This is a genomic window from Yoonia sp., from assembly GCF_017854415.1.
Classification (GTDB): Bacteria; Pseudomonadota; Alphaproteobacteria; order Rhodobacterales; family Rhodobacteraceae; genus Yoonia.
Map to the genome: position 1 here is coordinate 1 of NZ_JAFMHR010000047.1, position 19,981 is coordinate 19,981.

The following is a 19,981-nucleotide window of genomic DNA, read 5'->3' on the forward strand; positions in this document are numbered from 1 at the left end:
GGATCGCAGCATCTGGAATCCGAGCTTGCGTTGCGACTAGGCATGTCGCGCACCCCGATCCGAGAGGCGTGCTTGGTGTTGCAGTCCCAAGGTTTGGTCGAAGTGCGCGCGCGTAAAGGCATCCGTATTCTGCCCATAGCAGTCACCGACATGGCCGAGATTTATGATGTCCTGACCGCCCTTGAAAGCATGGCCGCCGCGCAAGCCGCGTCGCTTGGATTGGGTGATGACGATCTAGCCACGCTAGAACGAACCATCGTGGATATGGAGGCTGCATTAGCTGCAATGGACCGTGACGCTTGGGCCGCTGCTGACGACCGCTTTCATGCCGAACTTGTCCGCTTAGGGGGCAATTCACGGGTCATGTCCATCGTGGCTATGATGGGCGATCAAGTGCGTCGCGCGAAGTCAGTGACGCTTTATATGCGACCGTTACCGCTGAAATCCAACAAGGATCATCGCGGCGTGCTTGAGGCAATTCGCGATCAGAATGCGGAACTTGCGCAGAGTATTCACAAGGCGCACCGGATTGCCGCCAAGGAAACGCTTATCGCCCTTTTGACGCAAAATCGGTTGCATACGCTTTAGGCGCGCAGGATTTGACGTGCGGCACTTTCTGACGCAGCGAGTGCGCCCTCAATCAATCCGCCATTATCAGACGTCAATTCAGTCACCGCAAAGATCAGTTTGCTTTGCCAAACATCGCGCAATGCGGCGGGCATCGCATAAAGTGGATGCCCGGGCGGTGGCGTTGCGTCGGCAAGGGCTGCGGTAAAGGGCGCGCGTGACCAATCCTCAAGCCCTGTTGCAATCGGTGTTGCGGCATCTGGTCCAAACAAATTTACCAGCTGCGCAATCGCGGCTTCGATCAATGCATCGCCTGCATTGGCCCGTGCGGCGGCGGGCACGCCTACAAATCCAAAGATTGCGCCATAGCTTGCATCATCTGGGCTTGCGTCATGAAGTTCTACCATGGGTCCACGTCTACTGCTGGCATCGCCGGACAGGCCGTTTTCGCGCCAGAATGGTTTTGGATAGACCGCCACGAATTTGGCATGTGCGCCCATCCATGTGGGTATAGCTTGCAGACTGGTCATGGCTTGGTCGGGCAGTGCAGGGTTGAAGCTCAACCCCGCTGCAATGCGGGGTGGCACTGCAAGAACAATGTTTTCAGCATTGATGAAATCATCAGCGACATGTGCACCCATCGGGTTGGCCGAATTTTCGGTCGCAGGTGTTGCGACATGCACGCGGTCGGGATCAAGCTGGGCGGCCAGCGCATCTGTCAAAGCAGAGGTGCCACCAGCAATGCGGTAAGACCCCGCCATCGACATGAAGCCACTGTTTTGCATGACTTCGCCGTTTGGCTGTTCGAACAGTTGATCGCCATCCGACCACTGTTCAAAGGAGCGTAAACCCAGTTCCGCAAGCAATGCCGCGACGCGGTTTTGACCTGACCATATCCAAGACGGCCCAAGGTCGAAATTCGCGTTACCCACTGCAAGCGATTTAATCCGGCCACCCAAGCGCTGCCGCGCCTCAACCAGTTGATAGTCATGGCCTGCTTGTTGCAAACGGTAAGCCAGCGACAAACCCGTCAGGCCGCCACCGATAATCAGTGTTCTGGTGTGCATGGAAATATGGGACCTGACGTGTTGCGGTTTGAGGTCGACCATAGAAGCTGGGCGCAGCCTGCGAAAGGCTGCGCCACAAGTTGTTTACTTCACATCAAAGCGATCAAGGTCCATGACCTTCGTCCAGGCAGACACAAAGTCTTTTGCGAACTTCGCAGAGGCATCGTTTTGGGCATAAACTTCGGTCAACGCACGCAATTGCGAGTTTGAACCAAAGACCAGATCGACACGGGTGCCGGTCCATTTCACGGCGCCCGTTGCGCGGTCGTGACCTTCATAGGTGCCGCTGTCGCCAACTGGCTTCCATTCGATCCCCATATCGACAAGGGTCTTGAAGAAGTCGTTGGTCAGCGCATCGGTCTTGTCGGTGAACACACCGTGTGAAGATCCATCAACGTTAGTGCCAAGCATACGCATGCCGCCAACCAACACTGTCATTTCTGGCGCGGAAAGCGTCAGCAATTGTGCGCGGTCAACCATCATCGTTTCTGCAGGGACAGCATAGTCGGCCTTTAGGAAGTTGCGGAAACCATCTGCTTCGGGCTCAAGCGGCTCAAAGCTTTCGGCGTCGGTTTGATCAGCACTTGCATCCATGCGGCCCGGGGTGAACGGAACAATGATGTCATGGCCCGCGTTCTTTGCTGCCTGCTCAACACCTGCGGCACCACCCAAGACGATGATATCGGCGAGCGATACTTTCTTGCCGCCAGACTGTGCGTCGTTAAATGATGTTTGTACGCCTTCCAATGTTGCCAGAACCGTTGCCAGTGCGGCAGGTTTGTTGACTCCCCAGTCCTTTTGCGGGGCCAAACGAATGCGTGCGCCATTTGCGCCGCCGCGTTTGTCAGAACCGCGGAATGTGGACGCAGAGGCCCAAGCAGTTGACACCAGATCAGACACAGACAGACCGGATGCCAAAAGCTTGGCTTTCAAGTTTGCGATATCCGCGTCGTCGATCAGATCGTGATCAACTGCTGGGATCGGGTCTTGCCAGATCAGGTCCTCGGCAGGAACTTCGTTGCCAAGGTAACGCACCTTTGGGCCCATGTCGCGGTGTGTCAGTTTGAACCAAGCCCGCGCATAGGCGTCTGCAAACAAATCTGGGTGTTCCAGATAGTGCTGCGAGATACGCGCGTATTCAGGGTCCAGCTTCATCGCCATGTCTGCAGTTGTCATCATTGGGGCGTGGGTCCGTGATGCATCATGCGCATCGGGGACTGCGTCGCCCATCGCACCGCCGGCGGGGTGCCATTGCTGCGCTCCGGCAGGGCTTTTGCCCAATTCCCAATCGTTACCCAAAAGCGTCTCAAGATAGCTCATATCCCAAGTGATCGGTGTCGCGTTCCATGCGCCTTCGATACCGCTGGTCGTTGTGTGCACGCCTTTGCCGGTTTCAAAGCCGTTCTTCCAGCCAAGGCCCATCTGCTCGAGCGGTGCGCCCTCAGGCTCTGGTCCCATCAGCGCGGGATCACCTGCACCGTGGGCCTTACCAAATGTGTGACCGCCAGCGACGAGTGCGACGGTTTCTTCGTCGTTCATCGCCATACGCGCGAAAGTGTCACGGATGTCGCGGGCAGAGGCGAGGGGGTCAGGGTTGCCGTTCGGCCCCTCTGGGTTGACGTAGATCAGACCCATCTGCACGGCTGCCAGCGGGTTTTCCAACTCGCGGTCGCCGGAATAGCGGCTGTTCGGCTTGTCGGATGTGGCAAGCCATTCATCTTCGCGGCCCCAATAGACGTCTTCTTCGGGTTCCCATGTATCGGCACGGCCACCAGCAAAGCCGAACATCTCAAGGCCCATCGATTCCATTGCGCAGTTGCCGCAAAGCACGAACAGGTCGGCCCAAGAAATCTGGTTGCCGTACTTTTGCTTGATCGGCCAAAGCAGGCGACGGCCTTTGTCTAGGTTCCCGTTGTCCGGCCAGCTGTTAAGCGGGGCAAAACGCTGCTGTCCACCACCAGCACCACCGCGGCCATCTGCCGTGCGGTATGTGCCTGCGGCGTGCCATGCAAGGCGGATAAAGAACGGACCATAGTGGCCATAGTCCGCAGGCCACCAGTCTTGGCTGTCGGTCATCAGCGCGTGCAGGTCAGCCTTTAGCGCTTGCAGATCGAGCTTTTTAAATTCTTCGGCGTAGTTAAAATCAACACCCATCGGGTCAGACGCAGGTGCGCCCTGGTGCAGGATTTTCAGGTTCAACTGGTTCGGCCACCAGTCCTTGTTTCCACGAACGCTATGTGTGGTGTGCAGTGTGGCCCCGTGCATGACTGGGCATTTTCCGGTGTCATTACCGTCCATTGTTCATCTCCGATGTTGGTTAGTTATGCTTGGCGATAATAAGGTGTCGCCTATGCGATTGCATTGAGCAATATCATGCGGATGGGATTAGTTTAAGTTGCATTTTGTGATTGGTGTCATAATTTGAAGTTATGAAGAACTTGACCCTAAAGCAGCTACGTTATTTCGAGGCACTGTCCCGCCATGGCCATTTCGGGCGAGCGGCTGATGCATGCGCAATTTCGCAACCTGCGCTATCTGTGCAAATCAAAGAGCTGGAACAAAGTCTTGGTACAGTTCTTTTTGAACGCGGCCCTCGCCAAGTGAGCCTGACTGCTTTTGGCGAAGACTGGGCATTGCGGGTCCGCGATATTCTGCGTGCTGTTGATGAATTGGGCGATATGGCGCGCGCGGCGCAATCCGGTTTTATCGGGCGTTTGCGGATCGGTGTTATTCCCACCATTGCACCGTATCTATTGCCCGGCTTGATCCACCAGCTAAGCCAATCGTATCCCGATATTGATGTTCACATCCGTGAAACCGTGACGCCAAAGCTGATCGAAGAACTTGGCGGGGGTCAAATTGACACAGCGATTGTTGCACTTCCTGTTGCCGAAGCCGGATTCGAAGAAGTGCCGCTGTTTACGGAAAACTTGATGTTGGTGCGGCCACAATCTCAAGCGGATCAACCGGTCCCGACACCTGACGTTCTGGGGCAAATGCGGCTGTTGATGTTGGAAGAAGGGCATTGTTTCCGTGATCAAGCTTTGGCCTTTTGCAACCTACAAACTGCGCGACCCCGCGAAGGGTTGGACGGCAGTTCCTTATCCACTTTGGTGCAAATGGTCGGCGCAGGCATTGGCGTGACGTTGATCCCTGAGATGGCAGTTCCTGTTGAAACCCGTTCAGCGCCGGTGTGCGTTGGCCGCTTTGCAGCGCCACAGCCGACGCGGACAGTGGGCATGATCTGGCGTGCAACAAATCCTATGTCGGGGCAATTGCGTCAGGTGGCAGACATGGTCCAACAGGTCGCTAAGGGTCTGCAAAAAGCACCTTAGTAATGTGCGGCTAACAAAGGCGCCAAAAGCGGGTTGGGGAACTTTCGTCCGATTGTGACTGCATGAAAGCTCTCGTGCAGCCCCATATCATGACGTGCCTCGACCAAAAGGCCGCTCGCGAGCTCATTCTTCACGACGATCGGGGTCAGCACCGCAAGGCCCACGTTTTCGCGAGCCAATAGACGCATGAGCGCCATATCATCGACCTCTGCAGCAATTGTCGGCGTGATATCCAGCCGTGTACAAAGACGGTCGAACCCTGCCCGCACGGGGCTGTCTTCAGTGGGCAAGATCATGGGGTTATCTTGTAGCAACTGGCGCAAACTGGCCTGCCCACCCAGCCGTTCCGGTGTGCCAACAAGGCTAACTGGTTGGTCTGATATGGGCTGCGTCAGAAACGTCGACATCGCATCATGCGGTGGGACCAGATTGGTTAGCACGACATCAAGGCCAAGCGTTTCCAAACCTTGCAGCAATTCCACCAAAGTGCCGGATCGCAAGACCAGTTCGACATCTGGTTGCCGCAGCAGCGGACGCAGGAATTCGACCTGAAAGTTTCGCGACAACGTGGCAAGTGCGCCGACCCGCAGCACTTTGCGGGGTCTGCCTTGCTGGCTTAGCGTGCCCATCAGGTCCTTGCCTGCCGCAAAAATTGTGTCGGCATAGTCAAGCGCAATGCGTCCTGCTTCTGTCAAATGAAGCTGCCGCCCGCGCCGTTCAAACAGCGCATGCCCCATGCGATCCTCTAGCTTGCGGATTTGCACTGACAGCGCCGATTGCGACAGGTTCAGCCGCGCGGCGGTGCGCGTCAGGTTACCGTCATGGGCCACCGCCCAGAAGTAACGCAGATGATTATAATTCAAATCAGACATATCGTTTCATATAATAGAACGATATGTAGCAAACAATGAATTTTTTATCTGGATGCAACTCCCGTATCCCCGAACGAAATTATTAACGCGACGGAGACACCTATGTTGCTCAATGCCCTACCCCTGCTTGCGCCCCTCATTTTACTTGCGGCTGCCTTTGCACCGCGCTTTCTAGAGGGGACATCAGCACAAAAAGGCGCGTTGATCGCCGAAGGTGCAACGTTGGGTACGATCGCGGTCGCGATTTTGTCGGCAATCGTTCTTACAACGTCGGGCAGTGGTGACAGTTTCTTGTTTGGTTTGTTTGGCGTCGGCCTTTCGGTCCGTTTGGACATCATCAGTGTGATCATGTTGCTGCTTGTGTCTTTCATCGGTTGGGTCGTCGTGCGGTATGCGCGCACTTATCTGGACGGCGAGGCGCGGCAGGACGAATTCACATTTTGGCTGCTGTCCACGCTCGCGGTCGTGCTGTTGCTGGTTCAGTCGGGCAACACGGTACAGTTCGTCGGTGCATGGATCGCCACCAGCATGTGTCTGCACAAACTTCTGGTGTTTTACCCCGAGCGGGCCGCCGCACAGCGCGCCGCACGTAAGAAATTCGTACTGGCAAGGGTTGGCGATGTCGCTTTGCTATTCGCGGCGGGCCTTTTGGCACTTACTTACGGAACGACAAAAATCTCTGTAATCTTGGCTAGCGCGTCTGACGGGCAGGGCGGCGGCATGGCAGTTGGTGCTGCGGCATTGATCGCAATCGCGGCTATTTTGAAATCCGCACAGTTCCCGCTGCACGGCTGGTTGACCGAAGTGATGGAAGCCCCGACACCTGTATCGGCCCTGCTGCACGCAGGTGTGGTCAACGCTGGTGGATTTGCTTTGATCCGCTTTGCTGACGTGATGTTGCTTTCGCCTCTGGTAATGGCAACGCTGGTAATGATCGGCGGTTTCACAGCCCTGTTCGCAGGTCTGGTGATGTTGACCCAGCCAACGGTCAAAGCATCATTGGCGTGGTCCACGATCGCGCAAATGGGCTTTATGATCTTGCAGTGCGGTTTGGCGCTCTTTCCGCTGGCCCTGCTGCACATCGTGGCACACTCGCTTTACAAGGCTCACGCCTTCCTGTCCGCAGGTGGCGCAGTCGAGGGTGTCGTAGCGATCCGCAAGCCGGGTCCGGTTGCGGTGCCAAATCTGGCCGCCGTCACACGTGCTTTCGTTGTGGCGCTTGGCATCTACGGGATTGTCTACGCGGTCCTTGGCCTTGGGTTCGACTTTGGTGGAAAATCCCCACAAGCGGTGGCCTTGGGCGCGATCCTGATCTTTGGTGTGGCCTATCTTTTGGCCCAAGGTTTCGCGGATCAGGCCCCAAAAGCACTGACACAGCGCACCGCAGCTTACGCTGCAACCGTGACCGTCAGCTACCTTGTCCTGCAACGCGCATCAGAGTGGTTGACCGCTGGTACCTTGCCCGCAACACCACCAGCAGGCGCGCTGGAGTGGGCACTAATTCTACTGGCCATGATCAGCTTTGGACTGGTGGCGCTTGCACAAGCAACTTTGCCGCTGTGGTCCTTCCATCCGGCCGCCCAAGGTTTGCGTGTTCACTTGTCGAACGGGCTTTATATTAATGCGATTTCGGACCGGCTGCTTGGCGGTTGGACCAAGACCACACCATCTAAAAAAGGAGCGGCCCAATGAAGGCGGATGTATTTTCAGGTTACGCTGGCGCACAGCTGGAAATGATTGCGAAGGCCGAACATGCAGGCCGCGCGATCCCACCGCTTTGGCCGCTGTCATCATCAGTCGCAGTGAACCCCTTTCTGGGCCAGACCGAGCAGACTTTGCCGCAAGTGGCAGCCCTGCTAGAACGGGTCGCGGGCACAGCGGTTACAATGCCAAGAAGCTGGTATCAGACCAAGATTGCCGACGGTACGATCACCGATGCAGACCTTATGGCTGCCTTGGCACAGTTCCCGCTAAGTGCGGCTGATACTGACGCACTCAAGGCGGCTGCGAGTGAAGAAGCAGACCCAGTAAGAGCGTTGCCAACCATTGCAGACCTAGCCGCTGATGTGTCTGGCATCGATTGGCCGGGGATCATTGCGGATCGTTTCGGTGTTTGGGCCGCGGGATACTTCGACGCAGGCCAAGCGCTATGGCAAAACAAGCCCGGACGTGGTGCGTTCGCCGCATGGCGCGATTTCGCAAGCCGTGACCTAAGCCCAGAGATTGGCGGGCTTTCAGGTTTTGGCGCGCTGGTTGCCAATACACCCGATCAAACCCGCAACGCGCTTGTTGGTGCTTCTGAATTGCTGGAATTGTCACCAGAGGCGACTGAAACCTATTTTCACCAGTTGCTGATTGGTCTTGGCGGTTGGTCACAGGTTGGGCGCTACCGGTTGTGGCAGGCGGAGTTGGCGGGCGAAACTGACAGCACAACGACTGAATTGCTGACGATCCGTTTGATTTGGGAACAGGCGCTTTATGCCAAATACCGCTCGGAAATCGAAGCAGATTGGAAAGTGGTGCGTGCGGCACATGAAGCTCCCGTGTCAGCGAACCCTGCGCAATTGATTGACGCCGCGTTGCAAGCTGCTGCCGAATTCGCAGGACAGCGTAAATTGGCAGAGACCCTAAGCATGCCTGCTGCTGCGGCACAGACGGGTCGGCCAAAGCTGCAAGCCGCGTTCTGTATCGACGTGCGGTCCGAAGTGTTCCGCCGCGCACTGGAAAGCACGGATGCGTCTATCCAAACACTGGGCTTTGCAGGCTTCTTTGGCTTGACTGCGGCGCACAATAGCTTTGCGTCTGACGTGCAAGAAAAACGGTTGCCTGTTTTGCTGAACTACGGTGTCACCAGCCACTCTGGAGGGGCGTCCGATAACACGGCTGACCTGAACGCGCGCTTTGCGGCGCGCGCTAACCGCGCATGGGGCCGGTTCAAACTGGCGGCGGTATCGTCTTTTGCCTTCGTCGAAGCGACAGGTCCTATCTATATGGGCAAGTTGCTGCGCGACGCGCTGGGCATGAATGCAGCAAAAGCACCTGATGCGCACAAGCCCGAGCTTGATGACAGCTTTGATACCGCAGCACGGATTGCGGCCGCGACGGGCATCCTTAAGGCGATGTCGATGACGGCTGACTTTGCACCGCTGGTTTTGCTTTTTGGTCACGGCGCCAATGTGGTCAATAACCCGCACGCGAGCGCGCTGCATTGTGGTGCGTGTGGTGGTTATTCGGGCGAAGTGAACGCGCGTCTGCTGGCAGGTATGCTGAACGACAAAGACGTGCGCGCTGGTGTCGCTGCGAACGGGATCACGATCCCCGAAGACACGCTGTTTATCGGCGGTCTGCATGACACTACAACCGATGATGTGACTATTTACGAGGCCGATTTTGCTGGTCACAGGCACAAGGCGCATTTGAAAACTGCACGGGCATGGCTGGCACAAGCAGGTACTATCGCGCGGACAGAGCGGGCATTGCGCTTGCCGCGCGCGGCCAACGGCAACCAAGTTAAAAGCCGGAGCAGTGATTGGTCCGAAACACGGCCCGAATGGGCGTTGGCTGGCTGTCAGGCGTTCATCGCCGCACCGCGGTCGCGCACAAAGGGTAAGGGCCTAGAAGGTCGTGCGTTCTTGCATGACTACGATTGGCAAAAGGACGAGGGCTATGGAATTCTAGAGCTGATCCTGACCGCCCCTGTTGTCGTCGCAAGCTGGATCAGCCTGCAGTATTACGGCTCTGTCGTAGCACCAGATGTGTTCGGGGCGGGCAACAAGCTGTTGCACAATGTGACTGGCGGTATCGGTGTGGTCGAAGGAAACGGCGGCGCGCTGCGCGGCGGTCTGCCATGGCAGTCTGTCCATGATGGGACTGGCTACGCGCATGATCCGCTTCGGTTGTCGGTATGCGTAGAGGCACCGACCGCGGCGATCACTGCGATCCTTGAAAAGCATCCGAATGTGCGGGCGTTGTTTGATAACCAATGGCTGCACTTGTTCACGCTTGATGCAGATGGACAGATTGCACAGCGTTATGCTGGCGATCTCAAGTGGGTCGCATTCGAACAAGCGAAACAAGCCGAAGCTGCTTAGATCTGACAAAAAAAGGGCGCGGCATGAAATGTGCCGCCCCAAAGCCCGTCAAAGCTGGTGAGCTTTGCGAATAATGCGCTGCTGAAAGAAAAGCGGCCAGTTGGGTGCTTTGCGCAACCGGCTAAAGTGGGGTTCAGATCAGCCAGCGTACCAAGAATGGTACGATCAGGCTGGTCAGCAGCGCATTCAATGCCATTGCGATGCCGGCGTAAGCCCCAGCCACAGGGTTGACCTGAAACGCCCGCGCCGTTCCGATACCGTGCGCGGCAACACCGACTGCAAAACCTCGTGCACGCCAGTCGGTGATCCCAAGCAGGTTCATCAATGGTGTCACCGTCACAGCACCGATAATCCCCGTCAGGATAACCAGCACTGCTGTCAGCGCGGGAAGTCCGCCAACGGCTTCCGAGATACCAAGAGCGACGGGCGCAGTTGTCGACTTGGGTGCGAGCGAAAGCAGGACCTCGGGCGGCAGGCCAAAGGCGCGCGCAAGCAAAATTGCCGAACCAGACGCAACGATCGAGCCAACCAGCAAGGCAAGTACGATTGGCGCTACAGAGGTGCGAATTGTGTCTCGATTGTCCCAAAGCGGCAACGCCAACGCCACGGTTGCCGGACCAAGCAGGAAATGGATGAATTGGGCGCCCTCGAAATAGGTCGTATAGTCCGTTCGTGTCAGCCACAGCACGGGCGCTATGACTAGGACCGACAAAAGCACCGGATTGGCCCAAGGTGGATACCCCAGCCGCCGCGCCATTCCATCCGCGAGCAGATATGCAAGGATCGTTGTGGTGAGCCAGATAAGCGGCGTCGTTGCCAGATAGCTCCAGAGGTTTGCAACATCCGTCATGTGGTCCGGCCTTCGATCAGGTACCGGACGCCAAGGAACGTTCCAACGGTGGCGAGCATGGAAAGCACCGTGGAGAGTGTCAGGATAGCGAGCAGTGCGAGCCCGTCATCCAACAAGACCTCGAAGTTGCCAATCACACCCACACCTGCAGGAACGAAAAGGAATGAGAGGTGCGCAAGGATGACAGTGGTCGTTGACCTTAGCTGTTCGGCAAGTGCGGGAAAGATTCTGAGCAACACCACGAGCAAGGCAAGACCGAGCACAGGACCGGGGATTGCCACGCCAAATCCGCGCGCAGTTATTTCGCCGAGCAGCTGACAGCCCAAGAGGAGTCCAAGTGTATGCAGCATAGCGGTTGGTCCCTGAACTGTTATTCAGAACCATTCTGAAGGCAAACGCACCGCAGAACCAATGGAAAATTTCATTTGGCCAGAAGTGGTAAGGGCGATGAACGCCTGCAAGGGCCGCAGCGCGTGATTAGGTCAAAGGTTGCACGTCTTTGCATGATACCCCGTCCCGGGTGTCGCGACCGAATTGATTTCAGGCCAAGTAAAATGGGGATTTCCAGAGAGCTTTTTTATCTGCTTTCACAAAGCGTCTAGACGCATTAGGCATCCCTATCTTCGCAAGGTTGGGACAAACCATGGCGCAAAAAGCCACCATCTATAAAGTTGAACTTTCCGTTTCCAATATGGATCGTCATTACTACGAGACCCATAAACTGACAGTTGCCAAACATCCGTCAGAAACGGACGAACGGTTGATGGTGCGTATTCTTGCTTTTGCACTGAATGCCCATGAGCAGTTGGAAATGACCAAGGGCATTTCGACGGATGACGAACCAGACATCTGGCAAAAAAGCCTGAGCGGCGAGCTTGAGCTGTGGGTGGCATTGGGATTGCCGAGCGAAAAGATTGTTCGCCAATCATGTGGCAAGGCCAACGCGGTCATTGTCTATTGCTACGGTGGGCGGACCGCTGAGATGTGGTGGGACAAGATTAAGAATAGCACCACTCGGTTTGATAACCTTCAGGTGATTAACTTCACCGAGGCTGACACCAGCGAACTGAGCAACTTGGCAAATCGCTCGATGAAGCTGCAGGTCAATATTCAGGAGGGCGATGTGATGGTCAGCGTTGATGACAAGATCGTTTACGTAACCCCGGTCAAATGGAAAAGCGCCGATCATTGATGAGCGATTAACAATTGATACGCTTATCAAAGCCCTTTCAGTAGGATTGGCTAAATTCGCCTGAAAAATGCGCTCTCATGCCGTTTTGAAAGATCTAGCTCAACTGATCAAAGTGCAGTTCCGTGATTGCCTTGCGGGGGGAAAGCTTGCGGTCAAAAAAATACCATCCCCAACAAAGTCATTCACAAAAGAAAAATATGCGCGTTTGATTATCATCAATGCTGCATGACGCTGCAGCGTTTAGGACTGGACTATCAAATACTTGCTATAGCTTCGCGGAGCAGTTGGAGGGGCTTGCAGAAATGCGGGATGATCCCCTGTTCATTTCGCCCCCTGCGTAGCGCGTCTCGTTTTGGAGGCTGAGATGTTAGACCTTGCAGTACGCATTTTGTTATTTCCAGTTCTGGTCGCACAAGCAGCAGAGGTGCGACGGGCGGCACTGCGCTTGGACGATCCTTCGGGCCGCCGCCACGGTGTCAGTGGGCAAGGGCCAGACCTGCGCTTGTTGATCATCGGCGACAGTTCTGCTGTCGGGGTCGGCACATCGCATCAGGAAGAAGCGCTTTTGGGTCATATGCGCAAAAGGCTATCGCAAACGAATACTGTCTACTGGTCAGTAGACGCGAAAACAGGCGCCACGACGGCCGATACGATTGCGCGGCTACAAGGGCACGCGCCGCAGAAATTTGATATCGTTTCTATTTCACTGGGCGTAAATGATATCACTTCGCGCGTGTCTCTATTTGATTGGCTGCTGGATTTTTCAGCTCTATTGCGATTGATAGATATCAAATTTCAGGCCGACGTCATTTGTGTATCAGGTATTCCTCCGATCCAATATTTCCCGCTGCTCCCACAACCTCTCAGATGGGTGTTGGGTGCGCAGGCAAGGCGGTTTGATCGGGCACTGCGCGAACTTGTTTCCGATTGCAGCGATTGTCGATTTATCGAGATGGATTTTGAGCCCAATGTTTCACAAATGAGTGCTGATGGCTTTCACCCTGGCCCCAAAATCTATTCAGAGTGGGGACGTAAGGTCTATCGTGCGATCCGTCGGGATATCAAGCAGCTCGGGAAAACGTAGGGTTCGGTCGGCGTCAGCCATTCTTGGCGTTATGGCATCATCATTTCGTGCACTGCTTGCATGCCTCGATCAGCCATATCCGATACCTCGGCAGCGTGCTTTTGAAGGGCTGCTACAAGGTCTGGGTCAGTTGATGTTTGGGTCACAACGATCCCATCGTCCGTCAGATCGATCTCGGTTTTGATTTCGTCACCCCTTGCAAAGAAGATGTCCAAGGTTGGGCTTTGAATGCCAATCTTTGGATCATCCCGCGTTTCAACGCGGCCGATCATCCCGACGACATGGCTGACTAATTTATCCATAACGTCCGTGTCAGACGAATTGGTAATGGTGCGAATGCCGTTTGGAAGATTGGTGACTTCGCGCGTGATCGTTTCAAAGTTTCGGAACATGATTGCAAGTTCGGCGCTTTCTTCGGGCGTCGCATTCTTTCCGCGCAATCCCGGCATATTCACTTCATCATGACCTGATCCGTCAGCACCATGCATATGACCTTGGCCGAACATATGTTGGGACATCATGTAGAACCTGTTTCCCGAAGCGAAGAAAAACACACCAGCAATCACGATCAGCAGGGTCAACAGCCATATAATATATCGGCCTTTGGCGCGTTTTTTTGAGTGCGATGTCATCGTCTATCACTATCCCTTAGGCAGATTGCTTGGTTCAGTTCCCCCTCATACGCGCGCAGGACATAGTCGTCCATCGTCGGCGGCCCAATCAAAGTTTCACGAATGGATCGACATACTGCATGCAGGACGACATTGCGGCCAACTGTGCGGGTCGCGGATCAGAGCGCGGTCTTTGGCGTACACCATCTGGTTAGCTGGTGCATTGCCTTGGTCGTGTGGTACGCCTTGCGACAACTGTGAAACAGGAGCTGTGGCCATGGTAGAACCAGAGACATTTTCGTTTCTTGCGGATCTTGCAAAGAACAATCGCAAAGTCTGGATGGACGAACATCGTGTCGCATTCGATGATGCGCGCCGGAATTTCACTGGCATTGCTATGACGCTACACGACTATGCTGATCGGTTTGATCCCATGGTGGCCGAGGCAAAAAGCAAACCGAAGCAAAGCTATACCAAGCTATTTCAGGAACCGCGTGACCGCGTTGGACGTTCTTTGTACCGTGCCGACGTGGATGTTTTTGCCAATGCTGGCCATCCAGCAGAGGACTTTGGGTACTACCTCCATATTGAGCCGGGGAAATGCTACGCTGGTGCGGCACTTTTTCAACCATCCAAGGCGGCACTTGCACGACTACGGGCACGCTTGGTCGATGATCAGGAAGAACGAAAAGAAGTCTTGTCAGACCCAGAGTTCAAAACGATGTTCCCAGATGGTTTAATGACAAGAAAGGAATTGAGCGTTGTGCCGGATGGTTTTTCTGGCGACGATCCCGCTGCGCCCTACTTGAAAATGGTCGGATTGGGATGTCGTAAAGATATTCCAGACGCGCTGCTGCTCGACGACGATGTGATCGATCTATTGATCGAGATTTTTCGCGCCGCGCGCCCGCTGGTCAGCTACTTCGATTGACGCAATTGCAGCCGCGACCGATGGCATGCGTAGCAAACGAGGCGGTCTCGTTTACTACAGATGCCGCATGATCGTCATGGCGTGCAAAGCTTGGCTATGTTCCGTTCACACGTAATAGTTTGGCCGTCCCCGCCGCACGAAGGTAACCCCAAGAGTTAACCTTGTGCGTGCCCCAGTACCAATCCCGCTCTATATTGCGATTGCATCAGACGCCTAACCGATCCCGCATCGCGTAGTACCAAGAGCCGACCATTGAATAGGGAACGCGCAACATCCGCCCTCCGGGGAATGGGTACCATGGGACCTTAGCGAACACGTCAAATCGTGTTTTGTCGCCGTCGACCGCATCCGCGAGGATCTTTCCGAAGGTGTGCGATCCGGTGACTCCATGCCCGCTGTAGCCATGTGCGAAATAGGTGTTGGTGCCCAACCGGCCCATTTGTGGAACACGGCTGAACGACAATGCGAAATTGCCGCTCCAGGCATGGTCAATCTTGACGCCTTTCAGGCTTGGATAGACCTTTTCCAATGCTGGACGAAGCTTGGCTTCTACATCGCTCGGATCGGTACCACCGTAGACAGTGCCACCACCAAAGATCAGTCGATTGTCGCCAGACATGCGGTAATAGTCCAAGATATAGCGCACATCTTCGACGCATTTGTCAGTAGGTAACAGCGCTTTTGCTTGCTCTGGATCCAAAGGTGCGGTCGCCATCATCTGCGTTGACACAGGCATCACGCGGGACGTTAGCGCAGGCACGACGTGGCCCAAATAGGCGTTCCCACACAGGATCAACGTATTGCAGGTCATCGTGCCATTGGCGGTTTTCACAACCGGTTTCGCGGCTTCGGTATCGGCATGGATCACTGGCGATTGTTCATAGATCACACCACCGCATTGTTCGAACGCTGCGGCCTCGCCAAGGCATAGGTTCAGCGGATGCATGTGACCGCCGGTATGATCGATCATGCCACCTTCATAGAGGTCTGATCCGATATGATCGCGCAACTGCGTCTTATCCAGCATATCTTGGTTGTTGATCCCGTATGAGGACCAAAGCGCGCGTCGCGCCTCTAGTTCTTTCATATGTGCGGGGGTCAGGCCGACAAAGATGTTGCCGTCTTTCAGGTCGCATTTGATGTCATATGTTTTCACGCGCTCGCGGATAATATCGCCGCCTTCTTGAACAAGGCCGGCGACGAAATTCGCGGTATCTTGACCGTAACGCTTTTTGATCGTTTGCAAGCTTGCGTTCAAGCCATTTACAATCTGTCCGCCATTGCGCCCAGAAGCGCCCCAGCCAACTTGCGCGCCCTCGATGATGGCAACGTCATAGCCCTTTTCAGCGAGATGCAGTGCTGTTGATAGACCGCTATAGCCTGCGCCCACGACGCATATATCGACAGTGTGATCACCTTTGAGCAGCGGTCGTACCGGCGACGGATTGGCGCTTGCTGCATAGTAGCTGGTGGTGTGTTTTGTTGTGCCGCTGGCGGCGAATGTCTCAATTGCCATTATACTGACTCTAGATAGCTGTGAAATTCAAAATCGGTGACATGGCGCGCAAATCGCTTTAATTCTTGCGTTTTGCATTCCACAAGCATTGTCTGCAAACGCTTGGAGAAAATGTTCTGAACGTATGCGCCACGGTTGAAGGTCTGAATGGCTGTCGCCCAATCCAGCGGCAAGTGATCAAGTTGCAGACTGTATGCGTCCCCCTCAATTGGTGGGGCGGGTTCCATCTTTGCTTCGATGCCAATCAATGCGCCGCCCAAGATGCTGGCGACAACCAGATACGGGTTCGCATCAGCACCTGCGACACGGTGTTCAATGCGGCGGGCTTTGTGATTGCCGCCCGGAATACGGATCGCAGCCGTGCGGTTTTCATAACCCCACGCCACACCTGTGGGTGCATGCGTTCCTGGCAACAAGCGCCGGTAGGAGTTTTCGTGGGGTGCAAAAGTAAGCGTGTTTTCCTGCATCGTTTCCAGCAAGCCCGCGACCGCGTTCAGCATCAGCGGCGTGCCTTCTTCGCCACCGTTATCAAACAAGTTCACGCCATTTTCGTCCACAAGACTGAAGTGCACATGAAAGCCGCTGCCAGAGCGTTCGCCGTAAGGTTTGGCCATAAACGTGGCAGCCAGCCCGTGTTTGCGCGCAATGCCGCGAACAAGCCGTTTGAACAGGACAGCATCGTCAGCCGCCTGCAGCGGGTCATTGACGTGCATCATGTTGATCTCAAACTGTCCTGCGCCGTTCTCAGAAATGGCAGCGTCTGCAGGAATGCCTTGTTCATGGCATGCTTGATACACGTCGTTTAGAAAGCTGTCGAAATGCTGCAATTCGTCGAGTGACAGTGCGCCGTCGGAATCGAGCCGTTTGCCAGTCACAGGCGAACGCGGGGGTTGTGGCCGCTCTTCGCTTGGATCGCACAGATAGAATTCAAGTTCTGTCGCCACGACTGGTGTCAGACCCAGTGCTTTATAGCGGTCTACGATATTGGCTAAGGCATGCCGCGGGTCACCCAAGAAAGGCGCACCATCATCGGTATGCATCCAGAACATCGCTAACGCAGACGGCTGGCTTGTCCAGTTGATCAATACCAGTGGCCGCCCCGTATGATCACAAATACCGTCGGAATCGCCTGTTTCAAAAACAAGTTCGTTGTTTTCGATATCTTCGCCCCAGATATCCATGCTCAGGATTGAAAGTGGCATCCGAAGCCCACCATCCAGCAGTGATTTTGCTTTCTCAATCGGAAGCCGCTTGCCGCGCATCGTACCGTTCAGATCGCAGACACATGCAAACACAGATTCAATCTCTGGATGCTCCTGAAGCCAGCTTCTGATGTTGGTCGTTGCAGGTGCATTTGTTGTGTCTGGCGCGGTCATGTCGCGATCCTTTGAGTGTCTTTAAATGAAGGCTTGTCCATTCAGCAAAAAGAAGTGGTTATATGGCACTTCGTTAGAGTTCGGACGCAGCACCTCATTATAGTGCAAAATCATTGTCTACCAGTGGCAAATACATGCGCAAAGATGGACATTGCCCCAGAAATACTCGCATATGCGATGCAACAACGGTGGTTGAACATGTCTCGAGATCGATTCTGACATGCTGTGTGAACCATCAAACATTGACGCTAGGACAGCATCATGAAATTTCGCTTCCCCATCTTCATCATCGACGAAGATTTCCGGTCTGATAACAACTCGGGCGTTGGCATTCGCGCGATGGCTCAAGCCATTGAGAACGAGGGCGTCGAGGTCGTAGGCGTCACAAACTACGGTGATCTTTCCCAATTCGCACAACAGCAATCGCGGGCAAGCGCGTTTCTTTTGTCGATTGATGATGAAGAGTTCAGTGCGGGCCCGGATATTGACCCCGTCGTCGTCAATCTGCGCGCGTTCATCGAGGAAGTACGCTGGAAGAACGAAGATGTTCCCATCTTTATCTACGGCGAAACAAAAACCGCCCGTCATTTGCCCAATGATATCTTGCGCGAATTGCACGGCTTTATTCACATGTTCGAGGATACACCCGAATTCGTAGCGCGACACATCATACGCGAAGCCAAGACTTATCTAGAGGGCATACAGCCACCATTCTTTAAGGCCCTGCTGAACTATGCTGACGATGGATCTTATTCTTGGCATTGCCCGGGACATTCCGGCGGAGTCGCTTTTCTGAAAAGTCCGATTGGCCAGATGTATCACCAGTTCTATGGCGAAAACATGCTGCGTGCCGACGTCTGTAACTCGGTCGAGGAACTGGGCCAGTTGCTGGATCACAACGGTGCCATCGGCGCGTCCGAGCGGAACGCAGCACGGATTTTCAACGCCGACCATTGTTTCTTTGTCACCAACGGAACCAGCACCAGCAACAAGATGGTATGGCATCATACGGTCGCCCCCGGTGACGTCGTTGTTGTTGACCGCAACTGTCACAAGTCGATTTTGCACAGCATTATCATGACTGGCGCGATCCCGATTTTCCTAAAACCAACGCGCAACCACTATGGCATTATCGGTCCGATCCAACGGTCTGAATTCGAGATCGAAGCGATCAAAGACAAGATCCGCGCGAACCCGCTTTTGGCCCATATCGATGCGGATACGGTCAAGCCGCGCATCATGACGTTGACGCAATCAACATACGATGGCGTGCTTTATAACACCGAGACAATCAAAGACGTGTTGGACGGCTATATCGAGAACTTGCATTTCGACGAAGCTTGGCTGCCACACGCATCGTTCCATCCGTTCTATGGCAATTTCCATTCCATGGGGCGCAAACGCGAACGCCCACGGCATTCCGTGACTTACGCCACGCAATCTATCCACAAGCTGCTGGCTGGTATCAGTCAGGCCAGCCATGTGTTGGTGCAAGATTCCCAAGACACCAAACTTGATCGGCACCTCTTTAACGAGGCGTACCTGATGCACACCAGCACCAGCCCGCAATACAGCATCATCGCCAGCTGTGATGTCGCGGCTGCAATGATGGAACCTCCGGGTGGGACTGCGTTGGTCGAAGAAAGTATCAGTGAAGCACTCGATTTCCGGCGCGCAATGCGCAAAGTCGATGACGAATTCGGTGACGATGATTGGTGGTTCCAAGTTTGGGGCCCAGACGAGCTTGAAGAAGAAGGTATCGGGCGCGCCAAGGACTGGGTTCTTAAGCGGACTGACGAAGACGGTGTCCAAGCATCGGACGGCGAAGACGCATGGCACGGTTTTGGCGACATGGCGCCCGGTTTCAACATGCTTGATCCGATCAAGGCGACGCTGATTACACCTGGACTGAACCTGGATGGACGGTTTGAAGAAAGTGGTATCCCCGCTTCAATTGTCACCAAATTTCTTGTTGAGCATGGGGTCGTAGTTGAAAAAACGGGCCTCTATAGTTTCTTTATCATGTTCACCATCGGCATCACTAAAGGCCGTTGGAACACGCTTTTGGCCGCATTGCAGCAGTTCAAGGACGACTACGGCAGAAACCAACCAATGTGGCGGACGATGCCGGAATTCTGTGCAAAGTATCCACGCTATGAGCAGATGGGTCTGCGCGACCTCTGCGACCATGTGCATAGGCTATATGCCAAATATGACGTGGCGATCCTGTCTACTGATATGTATCTCAGTGACCTCACGCCTGCCATGACGCCGACCGATGCGTTTTCACACATTGCACAACGCACAACCCAGCGTGTTCCGATTGATGCGCTTGAAGGTCGGATTACCACCAGTTTGGTTACTCCGTATCCTCCGGGTATTCCGCTGCTTATTCCTGGTGAAGTGTTCAACAGCAAGATCGTGGAATACTTGAAGTTTAATCGCGAATTTGCACGCGAATGCCCCGGTTTTGAAACGGATATCCATGG

General features: G+C 54.7%; 16 protein-coding genes. 8 read left to right on the plus strand and 8 right to left on the minus strand.

What is annotated here, in order from left to right:
• Positions 1-588: GntR family transcriptional regulator (locus QZ197_RS07255; protein WP_296431202.1), on the plus strand; the 588-nt coding region annotated here is incomplete at its 5' end.
• On the opposite strand, the gene QZ197_RS07260 is transcribed toward QZ197_RS07255, so the two are convergent.
• Positions 585-1,634: an FAD-dependent oxidoreductase gene (locus QZ197_RS07260; protein WP_296431203.1), complete on the minus strand. Its 1,050-nt coding sequence runs from the start codon at positions 1,632-1,634 to the stop codon at positions 585-587. The genes QZ197_RS07255 and QZ197_RS07260 overlap by 4 nt on opposite strands.
• Positions 1,635-1,718: 84 nt before the next feature.
• Positions 1,719-3,932 (minus strand): catalase/peroxidase HPI, encoded by a 2,214-nt coding sequence (gene katG / locus QZ197_RS07265; protein WP_296431204.1) that lies wholly within the window; start codon positions 3,930-3,932, stop codon positions 1,719-1,721.
• A gap of 131 nt (positions 3,933-4,063) precedes the next feature.
• On the opposite strand from katG, the gene QZ197_RS07270 reads away from it, so the two are divergent.
• The gene (locus QZ197_RS07270; protein WP_296431205.1) at positions 4,064-4,969 is read left to right on the plus strand and encodes a LysR substrate-binding domain-containing protein; all 906 of its coding nucleotides are present in this window, start codon (positions 4,064-4,066) and stop codon (positions 4,967-4,969) included.
• Here the strand turns inward: QZ197_RS07270 and QZ197_RS07275 are convergent.
• Positions 4,966-5,841: a LysR family transcriptional regulator gene (locus QZ197_RS07275; RefSeq protein ID WP_296431206.1), complete on the minus strand. Its 876-nt coding sequence runs from the start codon at positions 5,839-5,841 to the stop codon at positions 4,966-4,968. The two genes, QZ197_RS07270 and QZ197_RS07275, sit on opposite strands and share 4 nt — an antisense overlap.
• Positions 5,842-5,943: 102 nt before the next feature.
• Here QZ197_RS07275 and QZ197_RS07280 point away from each other — a divergent pair, with 102 nt between their 5' ends.
• Positions 5,944-7,533: a proton-conducting transporter membrane subunit gene (locus tag QZ197_RS07280; RefSeq protein ID WP_296431207.1), complete on the plus strand. Its 1,590-nt coding sequence runs from the start codon at positions 5,944-5,946 to the stop codon at positions 7,531-7,533.
• Complete coding sequence (locus tag QZ197_RS07285; protein ID WP_296431208.1) at positions 7,530-9,932, plus strand: DUF2309 domain-containing protein; 2,403 nt, start codon at positions 7,530-7,532, stop codon at positions 9,930-9,932. The genes QZ197_RS07280 and QZ197_RS07285 overlap by 4 nt, the downstream gene beginning before the upstream one ends.
• A 133-nt stretch (positions 9,933-10,065) precedes the next feature.
• Here QZ197_RS07285 and QZ197_RS07290 read toward each other — a convergent pair whose 3' ends face one another.
• Both QZ197_RS07290 and QZ197_RS07295 read right to left on the minus strand, forming a co-directional pair.
• Positions 10,066-10,782, minus strand: coding sequence for an LrgB family protein (locus tag QZ197_RS07290; RefSeq protein WP_296431209.1), 717 nt, complete (start codon positions 10,780-10,782; stop codon positions 10,066-10,068).
• Positions 10,779-11,132: a CidA/LrgA family protein gene (locus tag QZ197_RS07295; RefSeq protein WP_296431211.1), complete on the minus strand. Its 354-nt coding sequence runs from the start codon at positions 11,130-11,132 to the stop codon at positions 10,779-10,781. The genes QZ197_RS07290 and QZ197_RS07295 overlap by 4 nt, the downstream gene beginning before the upstream one ends.
• A 293-nt stretch (positions 11,133-11,425) precedes the next feature.
• Between QZ197_RS07295 and QZ197_RS07300 the strand changes: the two genes are divergently transcribed.
• Both QZ197_RS07300 and QZ197_RS07305 read left to right on the plus strand, forming a co-directional pair.
• Positions 11,426-11,974: a YaeQ family protein gene (locus QZ197_RS07300; RefSeq protein ID WP_296431213.1), complete on the plus strand. Its 549-nt coding sequence runs from the start codon at positions 11,426-11,428 to the stop codon at positions 11,972-11,974.
• A gap of 364 nt (positions 11,975-12,338) precedes the next feature.
• Positions 12,339-13,058 (plus strand): SGNH/GDSL hydrolase family protein, encoded by a 720-nt coding sequence (locus tag QZ197_RS07305; RefSeq protein WP_296431214.1) that lies wholly within the window; start codon positions 12,339-12,341, stop codon positions 13,056-13,058.
• Positions 13,059-13,087: 29 nt separating this feature from the next.
• On the opposite strand, the gene QZ197_RS07310 is transcribed toward QZ197_RS07305, so the two are convergent.
• A complete protein-coding gene (locus tag QZ197_RS07310) occupies positions 13,088-13,690 on the minus strand; it encodes a hypothetical protein (RefSeq protein ID WP_296431216.1) in 603 nt (200 codons plus the stop codon).
• Between the two features lie 256 nt (positions 13,691-13,946).
• On the opposite strand from QZ197_RS07310, the gene QZ197_RS07315 reads away from it, so the two are divergent.
• Positions 13,947-14,600: a TIGR02453 family protein gene (locus QZ197_RS07315; protein WP_296431217.1), complete on the plus strand. Its 654-nt coding sequence runs from the start codon at positions 13,947-13,949 to the stop codon at positions 14,598-14,600.
• A gap of 205 nt (positions 14,601-14,805) precedes the next feature.
• On the opposite strand, the gene QZ197_RS07320 is transcribed toward QZ197_RS07315, so the two are convergent.
• Together QZ197_RS07320 and QZ197_RS07325 are read right to left on the minus strand one after the other, a co-directional pair.
• Entirely contained in the window at positions 14,806-16,116 is a 1,311-nt protein-coding gene (locus QZ197_RS07320; protein WP_296431218.1) for an FAD-binding oxidoreductase, read from the minus strand.
• Entirely contained in the window at positions 16,116-17,492 is a 1,377-nt protein-coding gene (locus QZ197_RS07325; protein ID WP_296431219.1) for a glutamine synthetase family protein, read from the minus strand. The genes QZ197_RS07320 and QZ197_RS07325 overlap by 1 nt, the downstream gene beginning before the upstream one ends.
• 261 nt (positions 17,493-17,753) lie before the next feature.
• On the opposite strand from QZ197_RS07325, the gene QZ197_RS07330 reads away from it, so the two are divergent.
• Positions 17,754-19,981: arginine/lysine/ornithine decarboxylase (locus QZ197_RS07330; RefSeq protein WP_296431220.1), on the plus strand; the 2,228-nt coding region annotated here is incomplete at its 3' end.

What these genes read in the sequence shown, in the direction of transcription:
- QZ197_RS07325 (WP_296431219.1), bottom strand. Translation starts at nt 17,492, where the DNA reads ATGACCGCGCCAGACACAACAAATGCACCTGCAACGACCAACATCAGA.
- QZ197_RS07310 (WP_296431216.1), bottom strand. Translation starts at nt 13,690, where the DNA reads ATGACATCGCACTCAAAAAAACGCGCCAAAGGCCGATATATTATATGG.
- QZ197_RS07305 (WP_296431214.1), top strand. Translation starts at nt 12,339, where the DNA reads ATGTTAGACCTTGCAGTACGCATTTTGTTATTTCCAGTTCTGGTCGCA.
- QZ197_RS07290 (WP_296431209.1), bottom strand. Translation starts at nt 10,782, where the DNA reads ATGACGGATGTTGCAAACCTCTGGAGCTATCTGGCAACGACGCCGCTT.
- QZ197_RS07295 (WP_296431211.1), bottom strand. Translation starts at nt 11,132, where the DNA reads ATGCTGCATACACTTGGACTCCTCTTGGGCTGTCAGCTGCTCGGCGAA.
- QZ197_RS07260 (WP_296431203.1), bottom strand. Translation starts at nt 1,634, where the DNA reads ATGCACACCAGAACACTGATTATCGGTGGCGGCCTGACGGGTTTGTCG.
- QZ197_RS07315 (WP_296431217.1), top strand. Translation starts at nt 13,947, where the DNA reads ATGGTAGAACCAGAGACATTTTCGTTTCTTGCGGATCTTGCAAAGAAC.
- QZ197_RS07270 (WP_296431205.1), top strand. Translation starts at nt 4,064, where the DNA reads ATGAAGAACTTGACCCTAAAGCAGCTACGTTATTTCGAGGCACTGTCC.
- QZ197_RS07285 (WP_296431208.1), top strand. Translation starts at nt 7,530, where the DNA reads ATGAAGGCGGATGTATTTTCAGGTTACGCTGGCGCACAGCTGGAAATG.
- QZ197_RS07275 (WP_296431206.1), bottom strand. Translation starts at nt 5,841, where the DNA reads ATGTCTGATTTGAATTATAATCATCTGCGTTACTTCTGGGCGGTGGCC.
- QZ197_RS07280 (WP_296431207.1), top strand. Translation starts at nt 5,944, where the DNA reads ATGTTGCTCAATGCCCTACCCCTGCTTGCGCCCCTCATTTTACTTGCG.
- katG (WP_296431204.1), bottom strand. Translation starts at nt 3,932, where the DNA reads ATGGACGGTAATGACACCGGAAAATGCCCAGTCATGCACGGGGCCACA.
- QZ197_RS07300 (WP_296431213.1), top strand. Translation starts at nt 11,426, where the DNA reads ATGGCGCAAAAAGCCACCATCTATAAAGTTGAACTTTCCGTTTCCAAT.
- QZ197_RS07320 (WP_296431218.1), bottom strand. Translation starts at nt 16,116, where the DNA reads ATGGCAATTGAGACATTCGCCGCCAGCGGCACAACAAAACACACCACC.